This is a genomic window from Paenibacillus sp. FSL R10-2778 (assembly GCF_038593035.1).
In the GTDB taxonomy this organism is placed as follows: Bacteria; Bacillota; Bacilli; order Paenibacillales; family Paenibacillaceae; genus Paenibacillus_AQ; species Paenibacillus_AQ odorifer.
Genome location: NZ_CP151956.1, coordinates 5,246,829 through 5,266,209, shown reverse-complemented (window position 1 = coordinate 5,266,209; position 19,381 = coordinate 5,246,829). Strand labels below are relative to the sequence as shown.

Sequence of the window (19,381 nt, the reverse complement as noted above, 5' to 3'; positions counted from 1 at the left end):
CTATGAAAGTTAACGAATTATCTGCTTGTCTTGCTACTTCGCAACTATACGGGGATGGAGATGTGGAGATTACTGATCTTCAGACGGATTCCCGCCGTGTAGGCCCGGGAGATCTATTCATCTGTTTGCCTGGGCACACCGTGGACGGGCACAAATATGCGCCGCAAGCAGTAGCCTCCGGAGCGGCGGCTATTGTATGTGAGCACAAGCTGGAGCTTGATATCCCGCAGATTGTTGTGGATGACTGCCGGTTTGCGATGTCTGTCATGTCGAATGCTTTCTTTGGCTCACCTAGCAGCCGGATGAGAATGATCGGAGTGACGGGCACAAACGGCAAAACAACAACGACTTATCTCATTGAGCGGATTATGCAGGATCAGAATATGAAGACAGGTCTGATTGGAACGATTCAAATGCGCTATGACGGCAAAAGCTACCCTATGTCAGGCACAACTCCAGAATCGCTAGATCTGCAGCGTTCCCTTCATGATATGGCTTCCAAAGGTGTGGAATGTTGTGTAATGGAAGTATCCTCTCACGCACTTCAGCAAGGACGTGTGAAGGGTGCGGACTTCCGTACGGCAATTTTTACGAACTTAACCCAAGATCATCTGGATTATCATCATACAATGGAGGAGTATCGGGCGGTTAAAGGGCTCTTTTTCTCCAGATTGGGAAATGTGATCTCTCCGTGGAAGGAAGAACGCAAATATGCGGTGTTGAACGCGGATGATGAAGCCAGTCAATATTTTGCAGCCCAAACTGCGGCGGAAGTGATTACATATGGCATTGATAACAACGCTAATGTCCGAGCTTCGCAAATATCGATCACAGCAAAAGGAACTTTTTTCCATGTAGATACGTTTAAGGGGAAGACGGACATTTCGCTCCGTATGGTTGGTAAGTTCAATGTCTACAATGCACTCGCGGCGATTACAGCTGCTTTATTGGAAGATGTCTCTCTGGCTGATATCAAGACTAGTCTTGAGGCAATCGATGGTGTAGCTGGACGGGTGGAGTCAGTGGACGAAGGTCAGGAATTTGCTGTTATCGTTGACTACGCACATACACCAGACGGGCTAGAGAATGTATTAAAAACGGTCTGCGAATTTGCTACCGGCAAAGTGCTTACAGTATTTGGCTGTGGCGGTGACAGAGACCGGACGAAACGTCCATTAATGGGGAAGATCGCTGCACGATATAGCGACATGGTATTCGTAACTTCTGACAACCCCCGGACGGAGGACCCTCAACTAATCTTGAAGGATATAGAAGCAGGACTAGTAGAGGATGGAGTCACCTCTGACCGGTATCATATGATTGTTGATCGCCGAGAAGCTATCGGGAAGGCTATTGAAATGGCAAGCCCTGGCGATGTAGTATTGATTGCGGGGAAAGGTCATGAGACCTATCAACTGATTGGCGGAGTGGTTCATGATTTCGATGACCGCATCGTCGCTAAAGAAGTTATAAGGGGCCGAAACTATTGATTACAAGAACGCTTGAAAATATTGCTGCCATGTGCGCAGGGGAACCTGCTGCTGTCGAAGCTATGAATACAACCCTTACGGGAGTCGTTACCGACTCCCGTAAGATCACACCCGGCTGCCTGTTTGTGCCTCTATCTGGAGACAAATTCGATGGTCACCACTATGCTGCCGCAGCACTGGCTGCTGGTGCGGGTGCAACCTTGTGGCAACGCGATAAAGGACCGGTACCTGAAGGTGGCGGAGTTATTATTGTTGAAGATACACTAGAGGCTCTTCAGAAGTTGTCCGCTGCTTATCTGAAGGAAGTGGCTCCACAGGTTGTCGCTGTTACGGGCAGTAACGGGAAAACAACAACAAAAGATATCATTATGTCTCTGCTTGAAGTGCAGTTCAAAGTGCATAAGACAGCAGGGAATTTCAATAATCATATCGGTCTTCCGCTTACTATTTTATCCATGGCTGAGGATACAGAGATCGCTGTACTTGAAATGGGGATGAGCTCGCGGGGAGAAATTGCTCTGCTGGCTTCTTTGGCTGAACCAGACGTAGCGGTAATTACTAATGTAGGCGAGTCGCATTTACTGCAGCTGGGGTCACGTAAAGAAATAGCCCGCGCCAAGCTGGAGATTGCTGAAGGGCTGAAGCCGGGGGGATTGCTGATTTATAATGGTGACGAACCGCTGCTGACTGAGGTAATGCAAGAGTCCACTTTTAAGGCTCCAGAAGGGATGAGAACCTTCCGATTTGGTCTAAATGAGGATAATGATGATTATCCAACAGGGATGATGTCCCATACTGGAGGCATGACGTTCACGTCAAGCCGTCATAAGGAACATGCTTTTACATTACCGCTGCCAGGTCAGCATAACGTTGTTAACGCTCTGGCTGCACTAGCGGTTGCTCGTCATTTTGGGGTTACGGAGCAGAATATGAAGGAGGGTCTCAGCAGGCTCAAGTTGACGGGCATGCGGATTGAAGTGATTCGGACTTCCTCCGGACTTACGCTTTTAAACGATGCTTATAATGCCAGCCCTTCTTCTATGAAGGCGGCTATAGATGTCCTGCAATCTATGAAATGCAGTGGCAATAAAATCGCTGTGCTCGGGGACATGCTGGAACTTGGGCCGGAGGAAGTAGAATTTCATCAAGAAATAGGCTACTACCTTGACCCTTCATTAACTGATTTTGTATGTACTTACGGACCATTATCCGTTCATATTGCCAAAGCAGCAGAAGAGAAATTCGGCAAAGAGTGCGTAAAAGCTTTTACAGATAAAGCGGAACTAACCGCTGTCCTTCTAGAGAAATGCAGTGCTAAGGATATTGTTCTATTTAAAGGATCAAGAGGAATGAAGCTCGAGGAAGTGCTTCAGAGCCTAAATAAAGATATTCAACAGACCTAAATCATTGGAGGGGGTGTACCCATGGATTATCAACTATTGTTATTGACTATTGCTGTTTCCTTTATCCTTGCGGTCATTGCCGCTCCGCTCTTCATTCCGCTTCTGCGCAGGATGAAATTCGGACAGCAGGTGCGAGATGACGGACCGCAAACCCATTTGAAGAAAGCGGGAACGCCGACTATGGGCGGTATCGTGATTATCGTAGCTTTTACCTTGTCTTATCTGAAATTTTCTGTGGTGAATACAGATTTTTACGTACTGCTCGTAGCTACGCTTGGTTTTGGATTGATCGGGTTTTTGGATGACTATATCAAAATTGTATTTAAGCGTTCCTTAGGGCTCACAGCACGTCAAAAGTTATTTGGACAGCTGCTGGTTGGTGCTCTGATGTGCGGTCTTCTGATTTATGCCGGACACAGTACAAGTATCAGCGTACCAGGTACTGATTTCAGCTTTGATTGGGGTGGCTGGTTCTATTATCCATTCATCATTATTATGATGATGGCAGTGACGAATGCCGTTAACTTTACAGATGGAGTCGATGGACTGTTGTCCGGAGTTAGTGCCATTGCTTTGGCCGCATACGCGGTGGTGGCAATGCAGGCTACGTCTATTGCGGCAGGTGTATGTGCTGCGGCCATGATTGGTGCTGTACTTGGCTTTCTTGTGTTTAATGCCCACCCTGCTAAAGTATTTATGGGGGATACGGGTTCGTTTGGTATTGGTGGCGCGATAGGTGCTATTGCTATTGTCACGAAGAGTGAGCTGCTGTTTCTCATCATTGGCGGTGTTTTTGTAATTGAAATGTTGTCCGTTGTGATTCAAGTCGTTTCATTTAAAACCCGTGGCAAACGTGTATTCAGAATGAGCCCGATTCACCATCATTTTGAGCTTGGTGGCTGGTCGGAGTGGCGTGTGGTAATTTCGTTCTGGGCGGTTAGCTTGGTGTTGGCTGCTGTGGGACTATTTATTAGCAAGGGGTTGTAGAGAATGAAACATCCAGATAAGTATCGTGGTGAAGAAGTTGTGGTTCTTGGGCTTGCTAAAAGCGGTGTCCAGGTGGCTAAAGTGCTGCATGAACGCGGCGCTGTAGTTACGGTGAATGATAAAAAGGAAAGAGATCAAAGTCCCGAAGCTTCCGAATTGGAATCTTTGGGAATTTGTGTTATATGCGGTGGGCATCCGGAAGGTCTTATTGATGAAGGTGTAAGTCTGGTAATCAAGAATCCAGGCATTCCTTATTCTGCGCCCCCTGTACAAAAGGCAATTGAGCTTGGAATTGAAGTGGTCACAGAGGTAGAGGTGGCATATCGACTTTGTGCAGCGCCGATGATCGGGATCACGGGTTCCAATGGTAAGACGACAACGACGACCTGGGTAGGCCATATGCTGGAAGCTGCGGGAATGAACCCTATAATTGCGGGCAACATTGGTACGCCTCTCTGTCAGGCTGCACAAGAGGCTACCGAGGATAACTGGATGGTAGTTGAGCTTAGCAGCTTTCAACTTAAAGGTACGGAGACCTTCCGCCCTAAGATAGGCTGTCTGCTGAATATTGCAGAGACCCATCTGGATTATCATGGAAGCATGAAAGATTATGTGGATTCCAAAACCAAGCTGTTCGCTAATCAATTAGCTACGGATACAGCAGTGCTGAACTGGGATGATCCTGTCTGCCGGGAACTTGTACCCTATATGAAGGCTTCGATTCTTCCATTCTCCTTGTTTGAGGAGCTGCCTCATGGAGTATTTGTTAGCCCGTCCTACATTACGGGGCAAGATGATGAGCTGAAGCGCCACATTATCTATCGCGAATCTGCGGACAAGGAAACGATAATCGCGGATGTGGATTCCATCGCCCTTCCGGGTCGCTTTAATGTGGGGAATGCGCTGGCTGCCTGTGGAATTGCTATTGCCGCTGGAGCGGACCCCTCTCTATTAAGCGAAGTGCTTTCTTCTTTTCGCGGTGTGGAGCACCGCCTGGAGTATGTAGCTGATAAGGCTGGAGCCGCTTATTATAACAATTCCAAAGCAACGAACTCCAAAGCGACAATTACGGCTTTGACATCGTTTCAGCGGCCGGTGGTATTGATCGCTGGCGGATTAGACCGTGGCTCCGATTATATGGAGCTGCTGCCTGTCCTGAGCGGACGCGTCAAAGCTTTGGTGGCGTTAGGACAAACCAAGGACAAGCTAATAAATGTAGCACAGCTGGCAGGATTAAAGCAGATTATCTCCGTCGATAATGGGGAGAGCGCCGCCGCCGTGCTGCAAGCAGCTGTGCGGGAAGCTTCCGCTCTGGCGGAAGAAGGAGATATCGTTCTCCTGTCTCCTGCATGTGCTAGTTGGGATATGTTTACATCCTATGAAGAGCGCGGGTGTATTTTTAAAGAGGCGGTGCATAACCTTTAAGTAGGGGGGTGGATAAGCCCCTACTACGGATGCAAGAGGTGTGCTCCTGATGAACAAAACTCGTCATGCTCCCGATATTTGGTTGCTGATTCCCATTCTTTCTCTGCTGGTGATCGGCATGGTGATGGTATACAGCGCCGGATCTGTTTTAGGCTTCCGCAATTATGGAGATTCGTTTTACTTTGTAAAGAGGCAGCTTTTGTTTGCAGGACTGGGACTTGTTGCAATGTTTGTTACAGCGAATACAGACTACAAAGTGTTAAAAAAGCTGGCTAAGCCGGCACTGATTGTCTGCTTTATCCTGCTCGTTATGGTGCTTATTCCCGGCATTGGTGTAGTTCGCGGGGGAGCGCGCAGCTGGCTCGGAATCAGCTCCTTCGGGATTCAGCCCTCCGAGTTCATGAAGATGGGGATGATTCTATTTCTGGCGAATTGGCTGGGAAAAGAAGAGTATGATATCACCTCCTTCACTCGTGGCTTACTTCCACCGTTAGCGCTTATCGGGTCAGCTTTTGCACTGATTATGCTCCAGCCGGATCTGGGTACAGGTACCGTTATGTTTGGCGCAGCCTTGATGATGGTCTTTACAGCTGGGGCAAGAATGAAACATCTACTCTCACTAGGAGTAGCTGGGGTGGCTGGTTTTGTTGCTTTGGTTGCCGCAGCACCTTACCGGTTGCAGCGGATCACCGCTTTTCTTGATCCTTGGTCCGATCCCCTCGGTGCAGGCTACCAGATTATTCAGTCGCTATACGCGATTGGGCCTGGAGGGCTCGGGGGTCTCGGACTTGGAATGAGCCGGCAGAAGTACAGTTATGTACCTGAGCCGCAGACCGATTTTATTTTTTCTATATTGGCCGAGGAACTGGGGTTTATCGGTGGTTTGGCAGTGTTGATCCTGTTTCTTATTCTAATCTGGCGCGGAATGAAGGTGGCGATGAGTCTGCCTGACCGTTTTGGGAGCTATTTGGCCGTTGGCATCGTCTGTATGGTGGCTGTGCAAGTCATTATTAATATTGGTGTGGTCATTGGTCTGATGCCTGTAACAGGCATTACGCTTCCTCTGATTAGCTATGGAGGTTCTTCGCTTACACTGATGTTAACCTCCCTGGGCATTCTATTGAACTTATCCCGTTATGCGAGGTGAAAGACATGCGTATCGTATTAAGCGGCGGAGGCACGGGTGGTCATATCTATCCCGCAGTCGCTGTTGCTAGACAACTGGAATCAGAAGATAGTGAATCTACCTTCCTGTATATTGGTGGAACGCGTGGCTTAGAGAGCAAGCTTGTTCCCCAAGAGAATATCCCTTTCAAATCTATCGACATCACTGGCTTTCGGCGCAAGCTGTCCATGGACAACGTCAAGACGGTGATGCGTTTTTTAAAGGGCGTTAAGGCTTCCAAAGAAATGTTAAGAGAGTTTAAGCCTGATGTTGTAATTGGTACAGGCGGTTATGTATGTGGTCCAGTCGTTTACGCTGCATCCCGGCTGGGCATCCCAACCTTGATCCATGAGCAAAATGCTATCCCTGGTTTAACAAATCGTTTTCTAAGTCGTTACGCGAGTACAGTGGCCGTAAGCTTTGAAGGGACAGAATCTGCTTTTCCGGGGAGCAAGCACGTAATCTACACAGGTAATCCTCGGGCAACGACGGTTACTACGGCTAGTCCACAACGGGGGTTTGCCTCGCTGGGCATTCCGGATAACAGCACGGTTGTTTTGGTTGTTGGCGGCAGTCAAGGGGCTAAGGCTATTAATAAAGCCATGATTGAAATGGCCCCATTTGTGGGTAAGGGTAATGGTGTTCATTATGTTTACGTTACAGGTGAGCCTTATTTTGAGGATACCCGTGCTGAATTGCGTCAGAAGCTGGGTAGCACACCGAACTGGCTGCATGTCCTACCTTATGTTCACAATATGCCGGAGGTCTTGGCTTGTACCTCCTTAATCGTAAATCGGGCGGGGGCATCCTTTCTCGCTGAGATTACAGCGCTGGGTATTCCTTCTGTACTTATCCCTTCTCCTAATGTGACGAACAATCACCAAGAGGCGAATGCAAGACAGCTGGAACGCGAAGGGGCCGCTGTGGTGCTGCTTGAGAAGGATTTGAATGGTAAGGCGCTTTATGAAGCTGTGCAAGCAATCATTGGAACTGAAGCTGTACGCCAAAAAATGTCCGCGGCTTCCAAACGACTGGGCAAAAGGGATTCTGCTGCCATTGTCACTAACGAACTCCGAAGACTAGCCGGTAAACAGTCTTAAGCCATTAACCTTTGAGAGGTTTTTCCTTATTGGCAGCTCTCTGTCACACACTTGGAGGAACGAACATAGGATAATCCTATAATCGTGACAATCACCCAGGACACTTCCTAACCTGAAAGGTAGTGCAGGATAATCTTGTACATTTCATATGACCTTGTATCGGAAGTGTTTGTGGTGGGTGAGCGGTAATCTCGGAGGTGATACATTGGACAAATTGGTGATTGAGGGTGGAAGTCCCCTGTCAGGCACCATTCGTATCCATGGAGCAAAAAATGCGGCGCTGCCGATTCTAGCGGCAAGCCTGCTGGCCGAAGGAGTTCACTCACTGCATAATGTGCCGAAGCTGCTGGACATCGAGACTATGCTAGACATCTTGGATCGGCTGGGCTGCAGGTGCGTGCATCAAGAGGATACGGTGACGATAGATACGTCAGCCGTGGGGACATCTCATGTACCTGAGGATTTGATGCGGCAGATGAGATCTTCCATTTTTTTAATGGGACCGCTGTTATCCAGATTTGGTGAGGTAACGATCTATCAGCCTGGTGGCTGTGCGATCGGGGAGCGTAAAATCGATCTTCATTTGCAGGGTCTTAAAGCACTGGGGGCGGAGATCGAGGAAAGCAACGGACGAATATCCTGTCGGGGCTCAAAGCTTGTAGGGAGTGATATTCATCTCGACTATCCAAGTGTTGGAGCCACGGAGAATATTATGATGGCTGCCGCCAAGGCAGAGGGGACAACGACGATATCGGGAGCAGCAAGAGAGCCGGAAATACAGGATCTACAGCAATTTTTGAATAGTATGGGTGCTCAGATTATCGGTGCAGGCACGGATACCATTACGATCCAGGGTGTCAAAAACTTATATCCCTGTACGTACGAGGTAATCCCAGACCGGATAGTGGCTGGAACTGTAATGATTGCTGCGGCAGCTACACGTGGGAATGTGACCTTGACACATACGAACGCCGGGCATCTGACTTCGCTTATTCATGTGCTTAAGCGGGCTGGTGTTCAAATCACAGTATGCAATGATATAATTAATGTCAGCTGCATGGGGCGTCCGCGTGCGGTTGAGAGAATTGTAACCTCTCCTTATCCTTCTTTCCCGACGGATCTGCAATCTCAGGTCATGGTGCTGCTGTCGCTCGCCGATGGTTTCAGTGTGATCAAGGAGACGGTGTTTGAGGGACGGTTCAAACATGTGGAAGAAATGGCCCGGATGGGTGCTGACATTTCTATCGATTTGAATCGTGCGTTTATTCGCGGCGTTCAGAGATTGTATGGTGCTACTGTGGAAGCTACTGATTTGCGGGCGGGTGCAGCTCTGGTCATTGCCGGGCTTGCTGCACAAGGGACTACGGTCGTTGAGCAAGCGCATCACATTGACCGTGGTTATGATGGAATAGAGAAGCTGTTTCAGAAGCTTGGCGCGCGTATAAGCCGTAAGGTGCCTGTAACGGATCCACTTGATTTGGCCAATTAAAGCTCCCTGTCTCCTTCCAGATCTCCCAGAGAAGGAGACAGGGCCTTATTACGGAGAATATGAGAATGACTACAACCCGATTACCTCTTCTTAAAGAGGACAAGCCTAAGAAAAAAATGAGCCGTAAGATTACGGCGATCCTGCTGCTGCTGTTCACTGCGCTTCTTGCTGTGATTTTTTTTAGATCGTCTATTAGCCATATTACAGTGATAGATTTTCAAGGTAGTAAGTATTCTACTAGTGAAGAGCTACTCTCACAAAGTGGAATTAAAATAGGTGGGCAATTCTTTGCTGTATCAACGAAAGATGTGGAAGAATCTCTGCTGAAGCTTAAGACGATTAAAGACGTCAGCGTGCAGAAGGATTTCCCCGGGGTGATCACAGTGAAGATTGAGGAATTTCCAGCGGTAGCCTATGAACTGGAACAGGGAGGCCTCTTAAAGGCGATTCTGTCCAGTGGAGCTGCAGTGCCTGTTAATGAGACTGGAATTGCTGTTGAGAAACCTATATTAACGAACTGGGACCCGGAAGATCCGAATAAGGCTAAGCTTTGTCAAGCATTAGCAAGCATTCCTAATGAATTGACAAGTGATATCTCTGAGATTGTTCCCTCACCGACTTTGTCTTTTCCAGACCGGATCAAGCTCTATACTAGATCCCGTTTTGAGGTGATTACAGCCATCTCTTTGCTAAAGAGCAAGGTGTCCTATTTGAATCAGATTATAGAGACTGAACAGCCTGGACTCATTAAAATGCTAGAAGCCGATTCATATGTTCCTTTTCAGGTTGAAAGCGATGAAGAAGATGTTGCGCAAGAGTAGTGTGGAGGTAAATAGTCCCTACTAATAGAGTTAAAAAAATGCTACAATCGGAGTTACGGGCAAGAAGCTATATCCCTCTTTTTTCTTCGATTTTTTTGAGATATAGTACTATATTTGGTTGAGATGACCAATTAGGCCGATATTTCTTGTGATAATTGCTATTTTTACAATAACATATGAGTAACTATTCACATTTGGGGATGTTGGAATATTATTCCGTTCAAAAAATTTGTAGAAAAAAGAGGGAAAGGATTAGGTATGTTGAATATGTACAGAGAAGTTTCCCGGGACCGGGATAAGGTAATGCAATTAATTATGATTATAACAGGAGGTGCCATAGGACTTGAGCAACAATGACATCATTGTTAGTTTGGACATCGGTACATCCAAAGTTCGGGCAATAATTGGGGAAGTTACCAATGGAACCTTTAATATTATTGGCGTTGGATCTGCCGATTCGGAAGGAATACGTAAAGGCGCGATTGTAGATATCGACCAAACTGTGCAATCGATCAAAAGTGCTATAGATCATGCAGAGCAGATGGTGGGTATTCAAATATCAGAGGTTTATGTAGGCATTTCCGGTAATCATATTGGCCTGCAATCCAGCCACGGCGTTGTGGCCGTTCAGAATGAGGATCGTGAAATCGGCGATGATGATATCGATCGCGTAATTAAAGCTGCGGAAGTCATTGCTATGCCTCCGGAGCGTGAAGTGATTGATGTTGTTCCCAAACAATTTATCGTCGATGGTCTTGAAGGAATTCAAGACCCGCGCGGAATGATTGGTGTTCGTCTGGAAGTTGAGGCAACAATCATTACGGGTGCTAAGACGCCAATACATAATCTACTACGCTGTGTTGAGAAATCAGGGCTGAAGGTAAAGGATCTTGTGCTGATGTCTCTTGGAGCTGGTGGATTGGCGCTGTCCAAGGACGAGAAATCGATGGGATCTGTTCTGGTTGATATCGGTGCGGGCTCAACAACAATAGCCATATACGAAGAGGGTTCTCTTAGTGCAACCTCCACGATTCCGATCGGAGGAGAATTCGTAACCAATGATATTGCCTACGGACTTCGGACACTTACTGATCAAGCGGAGAAGGTAAAACTTAAATATGGTTGTGCTTGGATTGACGATGCAGCCTCAGACGTTGTCTTCAAGGTATTGCGCATTGGCAGTAACGTGGAGAAGGAATTTAACCAAGAGGATCTGGCGGCCATTATCGAGCCAAGGGTGCAAGAAATATTCCACCTGATTCGTCAAGAAGTTAAACGGCTTGGTTACAGTGAACTGCCTGGAGGTTATATACTAACAGGTGGTACTGTCTCGATGCCGGGTGTATTGAAGGCTGCTCAGACTGAGCTGGCTGCATCTGTACGCATCGCCGTGCCGGATTATATCGGTGTACGGGACCCTGGGTTTACCGGCGGTGTCGGTATTCTGCATAATGTTGTCCGTAGTTTCCGTGGAAGAAACAGTGGTGGAAGCAGCAACAAAAAGACGGTCAACCGGAGCAAGCAGAACGCCACTCCGAGTCAGGAAACTGTTCAGAAGCCCGGATTTGTGGAGCGTCTAAAAAATATGTTTAGCGAGTTTATATAAGTGTAAGTCCAGATATACTTGGACCGGCCATCCAAGCACATTGAGGGGGAGATGGAACAATATGTTAGAATTTGATTTTGAAATGGAGAGCTTGGCGCAAATAAAAGTCATCGGCGTGGGCGGCGGAGGTAGTAATGCTGTCAACCGGATGATTGAAAACGGCGTTCAGGGTGTAGAATTTATTACGGTTAATACAGACGCCCAAGCGTTGCATATGGCCAAATCGGAGCACAAGCTGCAGATTGGGGACAAGCTGACCCGCGGTTTGGGTGCAGGCGCCAACCCTGAAGTAGGTAAGAAAGCAGCGGAGGAATCCCGTGATCTGATTTCGAATACCCTTAAAGGTGCAGATATGGTATTTGTTACTGCAGGAATGGGTGGCGGTACAGGTACAGGTGCGGCGCCAGTTATAGCTGAAATTGCTAGAGAGTGTGGAGCCCTGACTGTGGGTGTAGTGACTCGCCCGTTCACATTTGAAGGAAGAAAACGTTATAACCAGGCAATGCTGGGAATCGAAGCTTTGAAAGAAAAAGTCGACACGCTAATCGTCATTCCAAATGACCGTTTGCTTGAAATTGTTGATAAGAAAACACCGATGTTGGAAGCTTTCCGTGAAGCAGATAATGTTCTCCGGCAGGCTGTTCAAGGTATCTCTGACCTAATTAAGGTTCCTGGTCTGATTAACCTTGACTTTGCGGATGTAAAGACGATCATGACAGAGCGCGGTTCAGCGCTTATGGGTATTGGTATTGCAAATGGTGAGAATCGTGCGTCTGAAGCAGCACGTAAAGCCATCATGAGCCCACTCTTGGAAACGTCTATTGAAGGCGCCCGCGGCGTAATCATGAACATTACGGGAGGATCTAACCTCTCTCTATACGAAGTCAATGAAGCGGCTGAGATTGTTACATCCGCCTCTGATCCTGAAGTGAATATGATCTTTGGTGCGATAATTGATGAAGGCCTGAAGGATGATATCAAAGTAACAGTAATTGCTACTGGCTTTGAACATAAACCATCGCCTGAAGCTCCAGGACGCCGTCCGGTCTCGACGAATAACGAGCCAGCGGCAGCACCGGATAAGAACGCTGCTAATCTGCGTCCGTTCGGGAATCAGAACACGTCAGATCAGTTAGATATTCCGACGTTCCTGCGTAACCGTAATCGTGGCAACAATGACTAATTAAATATTTTTATTAAGAGATATGAAGCACCGTATTCCCCAGCTAATAGAGCTAGGGCAATGCGGTGCTTTTTTTTATGTGAAATGCTGTTCAGTAGGAATAAAACCCTCCCGCGCTATAACTCGACAAAAAAACCTTAAGAATGCCCCCCAAGTTTAGACAGACTTTGAATGCGAGACTTTTTATACTAATCATATCGTCCAAAAAAACAGAGCCTGATCTATTTTGGCTACAGGATAGATTCCGCCATAGTAAGCAGGTGAATGCACTGGTTGTTTATATTGACTTGATATTCGCCGCCAATCTAGTGATCGACGGAATTCTTTTGTGGCTGACAGGCTGGATGGTCAAGCTGAGGATATCATGGTGGCGCTTAGTCCTCTCAGCTCTGGTTGGTGCGCTGTATGTGGTGATGATGTTTGTGCCGGAGTTGTCTTTCATGTATACCTTCCTCATTAAGTTTGGCTTGTCGGTGGTTATGCTATGGATTGCCTTTGGTTTTGGGAGTCTGCAAAGCTACCTTCGCACTATGGGAGCTTTTTATATTATCAATTTCGCAGCGGCTGGTGGGATTGTAGGTATTCACTATTTGCTGCAGAGCTCCGGTGATATTTGGAATGGTATTATGTTCACTGCTTCAGGAGGGCATGCTTACCGCCTAAAGATTGGCTTTTGGTTTGTAATTGCAGTATTTCCCCTGGTGTTAATCTGTTTCAAGGCAGTGCACTCCTCACGAATCAGAAGGGAGCAGCTTGAAACCTATATCGGTGAGGTGGTAGTAGAAATTGATGGAGTGACTGTTTCCTGTCCCGGCCTGCTAGACACAGGTAACCGGCTTTGTGATCCTTTGACCCGCATACCGGTGATGGTTATGGAATCTTCGCTTTGGGAGGGACATCTGCCTGAAACATGGAAAGGTAGACTCACTCAGGACGGAGCGGACAAACTTTTACTAGAAACGGACGGGCAGTCGTTTGCTTGGCAGGACAGGATGCGACTGGTGCCTTACAGGGGAGTTAACCGGGGGGCATCATTTATGCTCGCACTGAAGCCTGATCAGGTGACGATAAAGCTTGGTGAAGATATCTTTTATTGTAAAAGAGTCTTGATTGGGCTGGATGGTGGGACATTGTCGGGGGATGGAGCCTATCGGGCTGTAATACATCCTGATTTGACTCAAAAAGAGAGCGCTACTGTTGCAGCACTGCCTTCCTAATCTTTAAAGCTAGCTGAACCAAACTTCTGATGGCTGAAAGCGGGATTTGAAAGCTTCACACGCGAACCGTGCACTTCTTGGAGGAGGAACAAATAATGGTCAAATGGAAAATTGCTCTGCAGCTGCAATATTACCGCATGCTGTTTCTACTAGGGCTGAAGAGTCAGGAAATCTATTATATTGGCGGGAGTGAGGCACTTCCTCCACCGCTGACACGGGAAGAAGAAGAATATCTGCTTCAGCGGCTGTCTAGCGGCGATGCAGCTGTTCGTGCGATGTTGATTGAGCGCAATCTTCGCTTGGTAGTATATATCGCTCGTAAATTTGAGAATACCGGCATCAATATCGAGGATCTGGTTTCGATTGGCGCTATTGGCTTAATTAAGGCTGTGAATACTTTTGATCCTGAGAAAAAAATAAAACTGGCTACTTATGCATCCCGCTGCATAGAGAATGAAATCTTAATGTATCTGCGGCGGAACAGCAAGACACGGAGTGAGGTTTCTTTTGATGAGCCGCTTAATATTGATTGGGATGGCAATGAATTATTGCTTTCTGACGTATTAGGAACGGAAAATGATACCATCTATCGGAACATAGAAGAACAGGTTGATCGTAAGCTGCTGCAAAAGGCACTGGAAAAGCTGAGTGACCGGGAAAGACTTATTATGGAGCTGAGATTTGGCCTGCGCGGAGGCGAAGAAAAGACACAAAAAGATGTGGCTGATCTGCTTGGCATCTCCCAATCTTATATTTCGCGGCTGGAGAAAAGAATTATCAAGCGGCTGCGCAAGGAGTTTAACAAGATGGTGTAAGGTGAAATTAGCAAGGAATAAAATGGCGAGCCCGGGAGATAATGTACAGTAATGTTTCTCCTTGGGAGGTAAATCATCATGACCCGTAATAAAGTCGAGATTTGCGGTGTGGATACTGCTAAGCTGCCTGTTCTAACGAATGTGGAAATGCGGCAACTGTTCACTTCGCTGCAGCAGCAGGGCGAGCGATCCGCCAGAGAGAAATTGGTAAACGGTAATCTTAGACTTGTTCTAAGCGTTATCCAGAGGTTCAATAATAGGGGGGAATTTGTTGACGATTTGTTCCAGGTGGGTTGCATCGGTCTGATGAAAGCCATCGATAATTTCGATTTATCACAAAACGTTAAATTCTCCACATATGCAGTTCCGATGATTATCGGTGAGATTCGGCGTTACCTGCGTGATAACAACCCGATTCGGGTATCACGTTCTCTCAGAGATATCGCCTACAAGGCGCTCCAGGTACGTGATAGTCTGACCAATCAGAACTCACGGGAACCGACGATATTCGAAATATCAGAAGCGCTGGGTGTGCCGAAGGAAGATGTTGTTTTTGCTCTTGATGCCATTCAGGATCCAGTGTCCTTATTCGAGCCGATCTATCATGACGGCGGCGATCCTATTTATGTAATGGACCAGATTAGCGACGATAAGAATAAGGATGTGTCGTGGATCGAAGAAATTGCATTACGTGAAGCGATGCGTAAGTTAGGACAAAGGGAGAAACGAATTTTATCCATGCGGTTTTTCGAAGGGAAAACACAGATGGAGGTCGCAGATGAGATTGGCATTTCACAGGCACAGGTCTCACGTCTGGAGAAATCTGCGATTCAGCAAATGCAAAAACACGTGAAATCTTAGAGCAGTAGCCATGAGGAGATATTCCAGAATCCGGGTTAAGGATTTTGGGTTGTCTCCTCTTTTTAATGCATGTTGACAAGCTTCCGGATCATATATTGGACTATAGGTCGGATTGTACAGGGGTGGTGAGATGAACGAGGATTATCAAGGGTCTGCCAAAAAAATGAAAATCTCAGATTTTCAGACGAAGGATGTTATCAACATTGTAGATGGCAAGCGGCTGGGGCAGATTAGTGATCTGGAGCTTGATTTGCGCCGTGGTGTCATTGATGCCATCGTTATACCCGGATACACTCGGTTTATGGGATTGTTCGGAGGCGGGACAGATCTGATTATTCCATGGCGGAATATAGTTAAGATCGGGTCCGATGTAGTACTCGTGAAGATTGAAGAGTCGCGGATGTCTCCGGGACAGGAAGAGCGTGAAACGATGTATCTGGAACGGGGAGATCGCAGCGAACGGCGCACTTATTAATTAGGTGCGTTTTTTGTTTTTTTATTTAAGAATTTAGGCGATCAGGCTTAACCGTCACTTTGTACGGGTATTTACATGTGGTACACTAAGGCGGAGGTGAGGAAATGGAACCGTTTGTGCAGGGGAAAGAAATGCTTATGCTGCTCCATCTGGAGCCTTGGCGAGTGGAGCATAACGAAATTACAGCGGGGTTTACTGGTAGACAGGGAGGGGCTAGCAAGGCGCCCTATGACAGCCTGAATTGTGCGTTTCACGTTGGGGATGCTCCTGAAGATGTCCTGAGCAATCGGAGAGCGCTTGCCGAAGCTCTTGATTTCAAGCCGGAAGCATGGACCTGTGGAGAACAAACTCATGGGGCAGAGATAGCTGTAGTAAGGGAAGTAGACCGTGGGCGGGGACAACAGGACAGAGCATCGGCATTTCAAGCTACGGATGGTCTGCTGACGGATGTGCCTGGGGTTTTGTTGACTTCTTTTTATGCGGATTGTGTGCCCCTTTATTTTTATGATCCCGTGCGTAGAGTCGTCGGTCTTGCGCATGCAGGCTGGAAAGGAACGGTGGCTCAGATTGCCGCAGCTATGGTGAGTAAGCTGCAAACGGTATACGGCAGCCATCCACATGATATTGTGGCAGCGATCGGTCCATCCATTGGCGACTGCTGTTATGAGGTGGATGATTATGTGATGGAGCATGTTGGGCAGCTGGAGGGCAGCTTGAATGAGGGGATAGAAACTTTCGATGCTGTGGAGCTTTACAGAGCCTCAGAGACTGATCAGAGTAAATACTTGCTAAACTTGAAAGAAATGAATCGACGCATTATGATAAAAGCAGGAATATTGCCGACTCATATCGAATGTACAACATGGTGTACAAGCTGTAATCGTGATTTGTTTTTTTCTTATCGCAAAGAAAACGGTATTACAGGCAGAATGACGAGCTGGATCGGAATAAAGGAGAGTTGAAAGTTGTCTTTAACACTGCAGGAGAGAATTGCTGAGGTAGAGGAACGTGTAGCACGTGCCTGCGCGGCAAGCGGCCGGGATCGTAATGACGTCAAGGTAATTGCAGTGACGAAATATGTTTCTCTGGAAATGGTATCCTCCGTATTGGAGGCAGGCCTAGAGCATGTTGCTGAGAGTCGCTGGCAGGATGCTGAGCACAAATGGAAGGTTTTAGGGGACAAAGGGACATGGCATTTTATCGGGCATTTGCAAACCAATAAGGTTAAAGACGTTATTGGCAAATTTCAATATATACACTCTTTGGACCGGATGTCTCTGGCGCAAGAATTACACAAAAAGGCGCTTGCCGCTGATCAGGAAGTGAATGTGTTTCTTCAAGTGAATATCTCTGGCGAAGATACGAAGTTTGGTCTGTCACCTGAGGCAGTACCTGGATTTTTACGTGAAATCGCTAGTTTGGACCGCGTTAAGGTAATTGGACTTATGACGATGGCACCTTTAGAAGGTGATCCAGAGCTTACCCGTCCTGTATTTCGCGGACTTCGTGAGCTGCGCGATGAGCTTAATCAACTTGCTTTGACACCTGAGCCGATTACGGAGCTGTCCATGGGAATGTCGAATGATTTTGAAGTGGCGATACAGGAAGGAGCCACCTGGGTACGCCTGGGTACGGTGTTAGTAGGCCATTAGGAGGGATCGTGATGAGCGTTATGAACCGATTTATGAGTTTTTTGGGCTTGCAGGAGGAAGAGGAAGTTGTGGAGCGGGAGCAAATCCACGAAGAAGATGAGTATGAGCCGGCCCCTGTAGAAACCCGCAAAAATCAGAGGGGCAACGTTGTCAGTATCCATTCGCAAAAAAATGTCAAGGTTGTATTATATGAACCACGTTCATATGATGAGGCACAGGAGATTGCTGATCATCTCCGTTCGCATCGGACGGTAGTAATTAACCTGCAGCGTGTTCGCAATGATCAAGCAATGCGAATTATTGATTTTCTCAGCGGAACTGTTTATGCCCTTGGGGGAGGAATCTCTAAAATTGGGGGCAATATATTTATGTGCACTCCAGATACTGTTGAAATTCAAGGCTCCATTACAGAAATCCTAGGTGACGATCAAGACTATAACAGAATGAGGTGAATGGGCTTTGCTTCAAATTGATTACATTATCGATATTTTGTTTAACATTTATTTTTACATGATTATTTTCTATGTGCTAATGTCCTGGTTACCCAACGTTCGTGATAACTTCATTGGTGAACTGCTAAGCAAACTCGTAGAGCCGTATTTAACACCTTTCAGACGGTTTATTCCACCGCTCTTCGGTACACTTGATATCTCTCCAATTATTGCATTACTTGTCTTGGAATTTGCGGCAGGCGGACTTAAATCTATCCTGCATTTGATTTTTTAGGCAATTGTGATGAAGAACGAAGTTTACGGGCATTTTCATCCCGATGAACGTCAATTTGTGGACAAGGCCTTCGAATGGGTTACCAACGCTGGAGAATATCATGAGACTAAATTAACTGAATTTCTCGATCCCCGCCAAGGTTTTATTCTGCAAACTTTAGTTAACCGCCATCCTGATGTGATTGTTAAATGGGAAGGTGGACATGCTGAGGCAGAGCGGAAGCGAGCGCTTGTCGCTCCTGATTATCGTGACCTGGATCAGGAAGACATGGAGCTGAAGGTGCTTGCAATAACCTCAGGGGAGCAGAAGTTTCTGGCTCTGGAGCATGGGGACTACATGGGTTCTATTCTGGGGCTGGGCGTTAAACGAGGCAAAATCGGTGATATTCATGTTCTGGACGATGGTTGTCATGTTGTAGTCGCTGCTGATATTGCAGATTATTTAGCTATGAATTTAACTGGAGTGCACCGGATACAGGTAAGTACGGAAGTATTACCCCTTTCCGCCTTGCGTAATAGTGAGGTTAAGCTGGAATTGATGGATTTGACTGTAGCATCCCTGCGATTGGATGGCATTGCCGCAGATGTAACACGGCTTAGCCGAAGCAAAATTCTTGCTCCCATCAAGGCTGGACGTGTTCGGGTAAACTGGAAAGTGGAGGAAGACCCATCCTGTGGTCTTAAGGATGGTGACATGGTATCTATTCAAGGCTTTGGTCGCTTCAAGGTTCTAGAGGTCGGCAGTTTGACGAAAAAGGGCCGATACCGTGTTCAGATTGGTAAATTTGTGTGAATCCCTTGCAGGAATACGGTCTTACTTGTCGAAATTGATTATTTCGAGGGAATCAAACATTTTTTAAGCTGGACGCCGATACTTTTAAGAAGAGGCGGACCATGAATGGCAGGCGGAACACAGGAACACCTTCTGCCTTTACTTGAAGTACAGTCTTTCTTCTTTGTCTGCCGC

General features: G+C 47.0%; 19 protein-coding genes. All 19 read left to right on the top strand.

The annotated features are described in order from the left end of the window. Window positions 1-2 precede the first annotated feature (2 nt). Window positions 3-1,490 carry a UDP-N-acetylmuramoyl-L-alanyl-D-glutamate--2,6-diaminopimelate ligase gene (locus tag NST40_RS23750; protein ID WP_038572864.1) on the top strand — a complete coding sequence of 496 codons (1,488 nt, stop codon included), beginning with the start codon at window positions 3-5 and terminating at the stop codon, window positions 1,488-1,490. Continuing rightward, entirely contained in the window at window positions 1,487-2,893 is a 1,407-nt protein-coding gene (murF, locus tag NST40_RS23745) for a UDP-N-acetylmuramoyl-tripeptide--D-alanyl-D-alanine ligase (RefSeq protein ID WP_342410055.1), read from the top strand. Before NST40_RS23750 ends, murF begins: the two co-directional genes overlap by 4 nt. Before the next feature lie 21 nt (window positions 2,894-2,914). Next, a complete protein-coding gene (mraY, locus tag NST40_RS23740; protein ID WP_036683653.1) occupies window positions 2,915-3,880 on the top strand; it encodes a phospho-N-acetylmuramoyl-pentapeptide-transferase in 966 nt (321 codons plus the stop codon). Between the two features lie 3 nt (window positions 3,881-3,883). After that, window positions 3,884-5,305 carry a UDP-N-acetylmuramoyl-L-alanine--D-glutamate ligase gene (gene murD, locus NST40_RS23735; protein WP_342410054.1) on the top strand — a complete coding sequence of 474 codons (1,422 nt, stop codon included), beginning with the start codon at window positions 3,884-3,886 and terminating at the stop codon, window positions 5,303-5,305. A gap of 49 nt (window positions 5,306-5,354) precedes the next feature. Beyond that, on the top strand, window positions 5,355-6,452 hold the full coding sequence (gene spoVE, locus NST40_RS23730; RefSeq protein WP_036683647.1) for a stage V sporulation protein E: 1,098 nt from the start codon (window positions 5,355-5,357) through the stop codon (window positions 6,450-6,452). A gap of 5 nt (window positions 6,453-6,457) precedes the next feature. Then, on the top strand, window positions 6,458-7,570 hold the full coding sequence (gene murG / locus NST40_RS23725) for an undecaprenyldiphospho-muramoylpentapeptide beta-N-acetylglucosaminyltransferase (RefSeq protein ID WP_076217862.1): 1,113 nt from the start codon (window positions 6,458-6,460) through the stop codon (window positions 7,568-7,570). A 205-nt stretch (window positions 7,571-7,775) separates the two neighbouring features. Then, window positions 7,776-9,059 (top strand): UDP-N-acetylglucosamine 1-carboxyvinyltransferase, encoded by a 1,284-nt coding sequence (murA, locus tag NST40_RS23720; protein WP_036683642.1) that lies wholly within the window; start codon window positions 7,776-7,778, stop codon window positions 9,057-9,059. Between the two features lie 65 nt (window positions 9,060-9,124). Beyond that, window positions 9,125-9,880, top strand: coding sequence for an FtsQ-type POTRA domain-containing protein (locus NST40_RS23715; protein ID WP_076276756.1), 756 nt, complete (start codon window positions 9,125-9,127; stop codon window positions 9,878-9,880). Window positions 9,881-10,223: 343 nt separating this feature from the next. Next, a complete protein-coding gene (gene ftsA / locus NST40_RS23710) occupies window positions 10,224-11,486 on the top strand; it encodes a cell division protein FtsA (RefSeq protein WP_076136520.1) in 1,263 nt (420 codons plus the stop codon). A gap of 61 nt (window positions 11,487-11,547) precedes the next feature. After that, a complete protein-coding gene (gene ftsZ, locus NST40_RS23705) occupies window positions 11,548-12,669 on the top strand; it encodes a cell division protein FtsZ (RefSeq protein WP_076129065.1) in 1,122 nt (373 codons plus the stop codon). Between the two features lie 269 nt (window positions 12,670-12,938). Continuing rightward, window positions 12,939-13,886 carry a sigma-E processing peptidase SpoIIGA gene (gene spoIIGA / locus NST40_RS23700; RefSeq protein WP_076129086.1) on the top strand — a complete coding sequence of 316 codons (948 nt, stop codon included), beginning with the start codon at window positions 12,939-12,941 and terminating at the stop codon, window positions 13,884-13,886. Window positions 13,887-13,978: 92 nt separating this feature from the next. Beyond that, complete coding sequence (sigE, locus tag NST40_RS23695) at window positions 13,979-14,701, top strand: RNA polymerase sporulation sigma factor SigE (protein WP_036683937.1); 723 nt, start codon at window positions 13,979-13,981, stop codon at window positions 14,699-14,701. Between the two features lie 78 nt (window positions 14,702-14,779). Next, window positions 14,780-15,562, top strand: a complete 783-nt coding sequence (gene sigG, locus NST40_RS23690) for an RNA polymerase sporulation sigma factor SigG (protein WP_036683631.1) — start codon at window positions 14,780-14,782, stop codon at window positions 15,560-15,562. A gap of 130 nt (window positions 15,563-15,692) precedes the next feature. Next, a complete protein-coding gene (locus tag NST40_RS23685) occupies window positions 15,693-16,037 on the top strand; it encodes a YlmC/YmxH family sporulation protein (protein ID WP_036683628.1) in 345 nt (114 codons plus the stop codon). Window positions 16,038-16,141: 104 nt separating this feature from the next. Beyond that, window positions 16,142-16,999: a peptidoglycan editing factor PgeF gene (gene pgeF / locus NST40_RS23680; protein ID WP_076276757.1), complete on the top strand. Its 858-nt coding sequence runs from the start codon at window positions 16,142-16,144 to the stop codon at window positions 16,997-16,999. 3 nt (window positions 17,000-17,002) lie between these two features. Beyond that, entirely contained in the window at window positions 17,003-17,689 is a 687-nt protein-coding gene (locus NST40_RS23675) for a YggS family pyridoxal phosphate-dependent enzyme (protein WP_036683622.1), read from the top strand. Window positions 17,690-17,700: 11 nt separating this feature from the next. Further along, a complete protein-coding gene (sepF, locus tag NST40_RS23670) occupies window positions 17,701-18,141 on the top strand; it encodes a cell division protein SepF (protein WP_036683619.1) in 441 nt (146 codons plus the stop codon). Between the two features lie 7 nt (window positions 18,142-18,148). Then, entirely contained in the window at window positions 18,149-18,415 is a 267-nt protein-coding gene (locus NST40_RS23665; RefSeq protein ID WP_036683616.1) for a YggT family protein, read from the top strand. 9 nt (window positions 18,416-18,424) lie between these two features. After that, window positions 18,425-19,207 carry a YlmH/Sll1252 family protein gene (locus tag NST40_RS23660; protein WP_036683613.1) on the top strand — a complete coding sequence of 261 codons (783 nt, stop codon included), beginning with the start codon at window positions 18,425-18,427 and terminating at the stop codon, window positions 19,205-19,207. Window positions 19,208-19,381: the final 174 nt, after the last annotated feature.

Coding starts and splice junctions, on each gene's coding strand:
- NST40_RS23660 (WP_036683613.1), top strand. CDS start 18,425: ATGAAGAACGAAGTTTACGGGCATTTTCATCCCGATGAACGTCAATTT.
- pgeF (WP_076276757.1), top strand. CDS start 16,142: ATGGAACCGTTTGTGCAGGGGAAAGAAATGCTTATGCTGCTCCATCTG.
- NST40_RS23750 (WP_038572864.1), top strand. CDS start 3: ATGAAAGTTAACGAATTATCTGCTTGTCTTGCTACTTCGCAACTATAC.
- spoVE (WP_036683647.1), top strand. CDS start 5,355: ATGAACAAAACTCGTCATGCTCCCGATATTTGGTTGCTGATTCCCATT.
- murG (WP_076217862.1), top strand. CDS start 6,458: ATGCGTATCGTATTAAGCGGCGGAGGCACGGGTGGTCATATCTATCCC.
- mraY (WP_036683653.1), top strand. CDS start 2,915: ATGGATTATCAACTATTGTTATTGACTATTGCTGTTTCCTTTATCCTT.
- sigG (WP_036683631.1), top strand. CDS start 14,780: ATGACCCGTAATAAAGTCGAGATTTGCGGTGTGGATACTGCTAAGCTG.
- NST40_RS23715 (WP_076276756.1), top strand. CDS start 9,125: ATGACTACAACCCGATTACCTCTTCTTAAAGAGGACAAGCCTAAGAAA.
- NST40_RS23685 (WP_036683628.1), top strand. CDS start 15,693: ATGAACGAGGATTATCAAGGGTCTGCCAAAAAAATGAAAATCTCAGAT.
- murD (WP_342410054.1), top strand. CDS start 3,884: ATGAAACATCCAGATAAGTATCGTGGTGAAGAAGTTGTGGTTCTTGGG.
- ftsZ (WP_076129065.1), top strand. CDS start 11,548: ATGTTAGAATTTGATTTTGAAATGGAGAGCTTGGCGCAAATAAAAGTC.
- sepF (WP_036683619.1), top strand. CDS start 17,701: ATGAGCGTTATGAACCGATTTATGAGTTTTTTGGGCTTGCAGGAGGAA.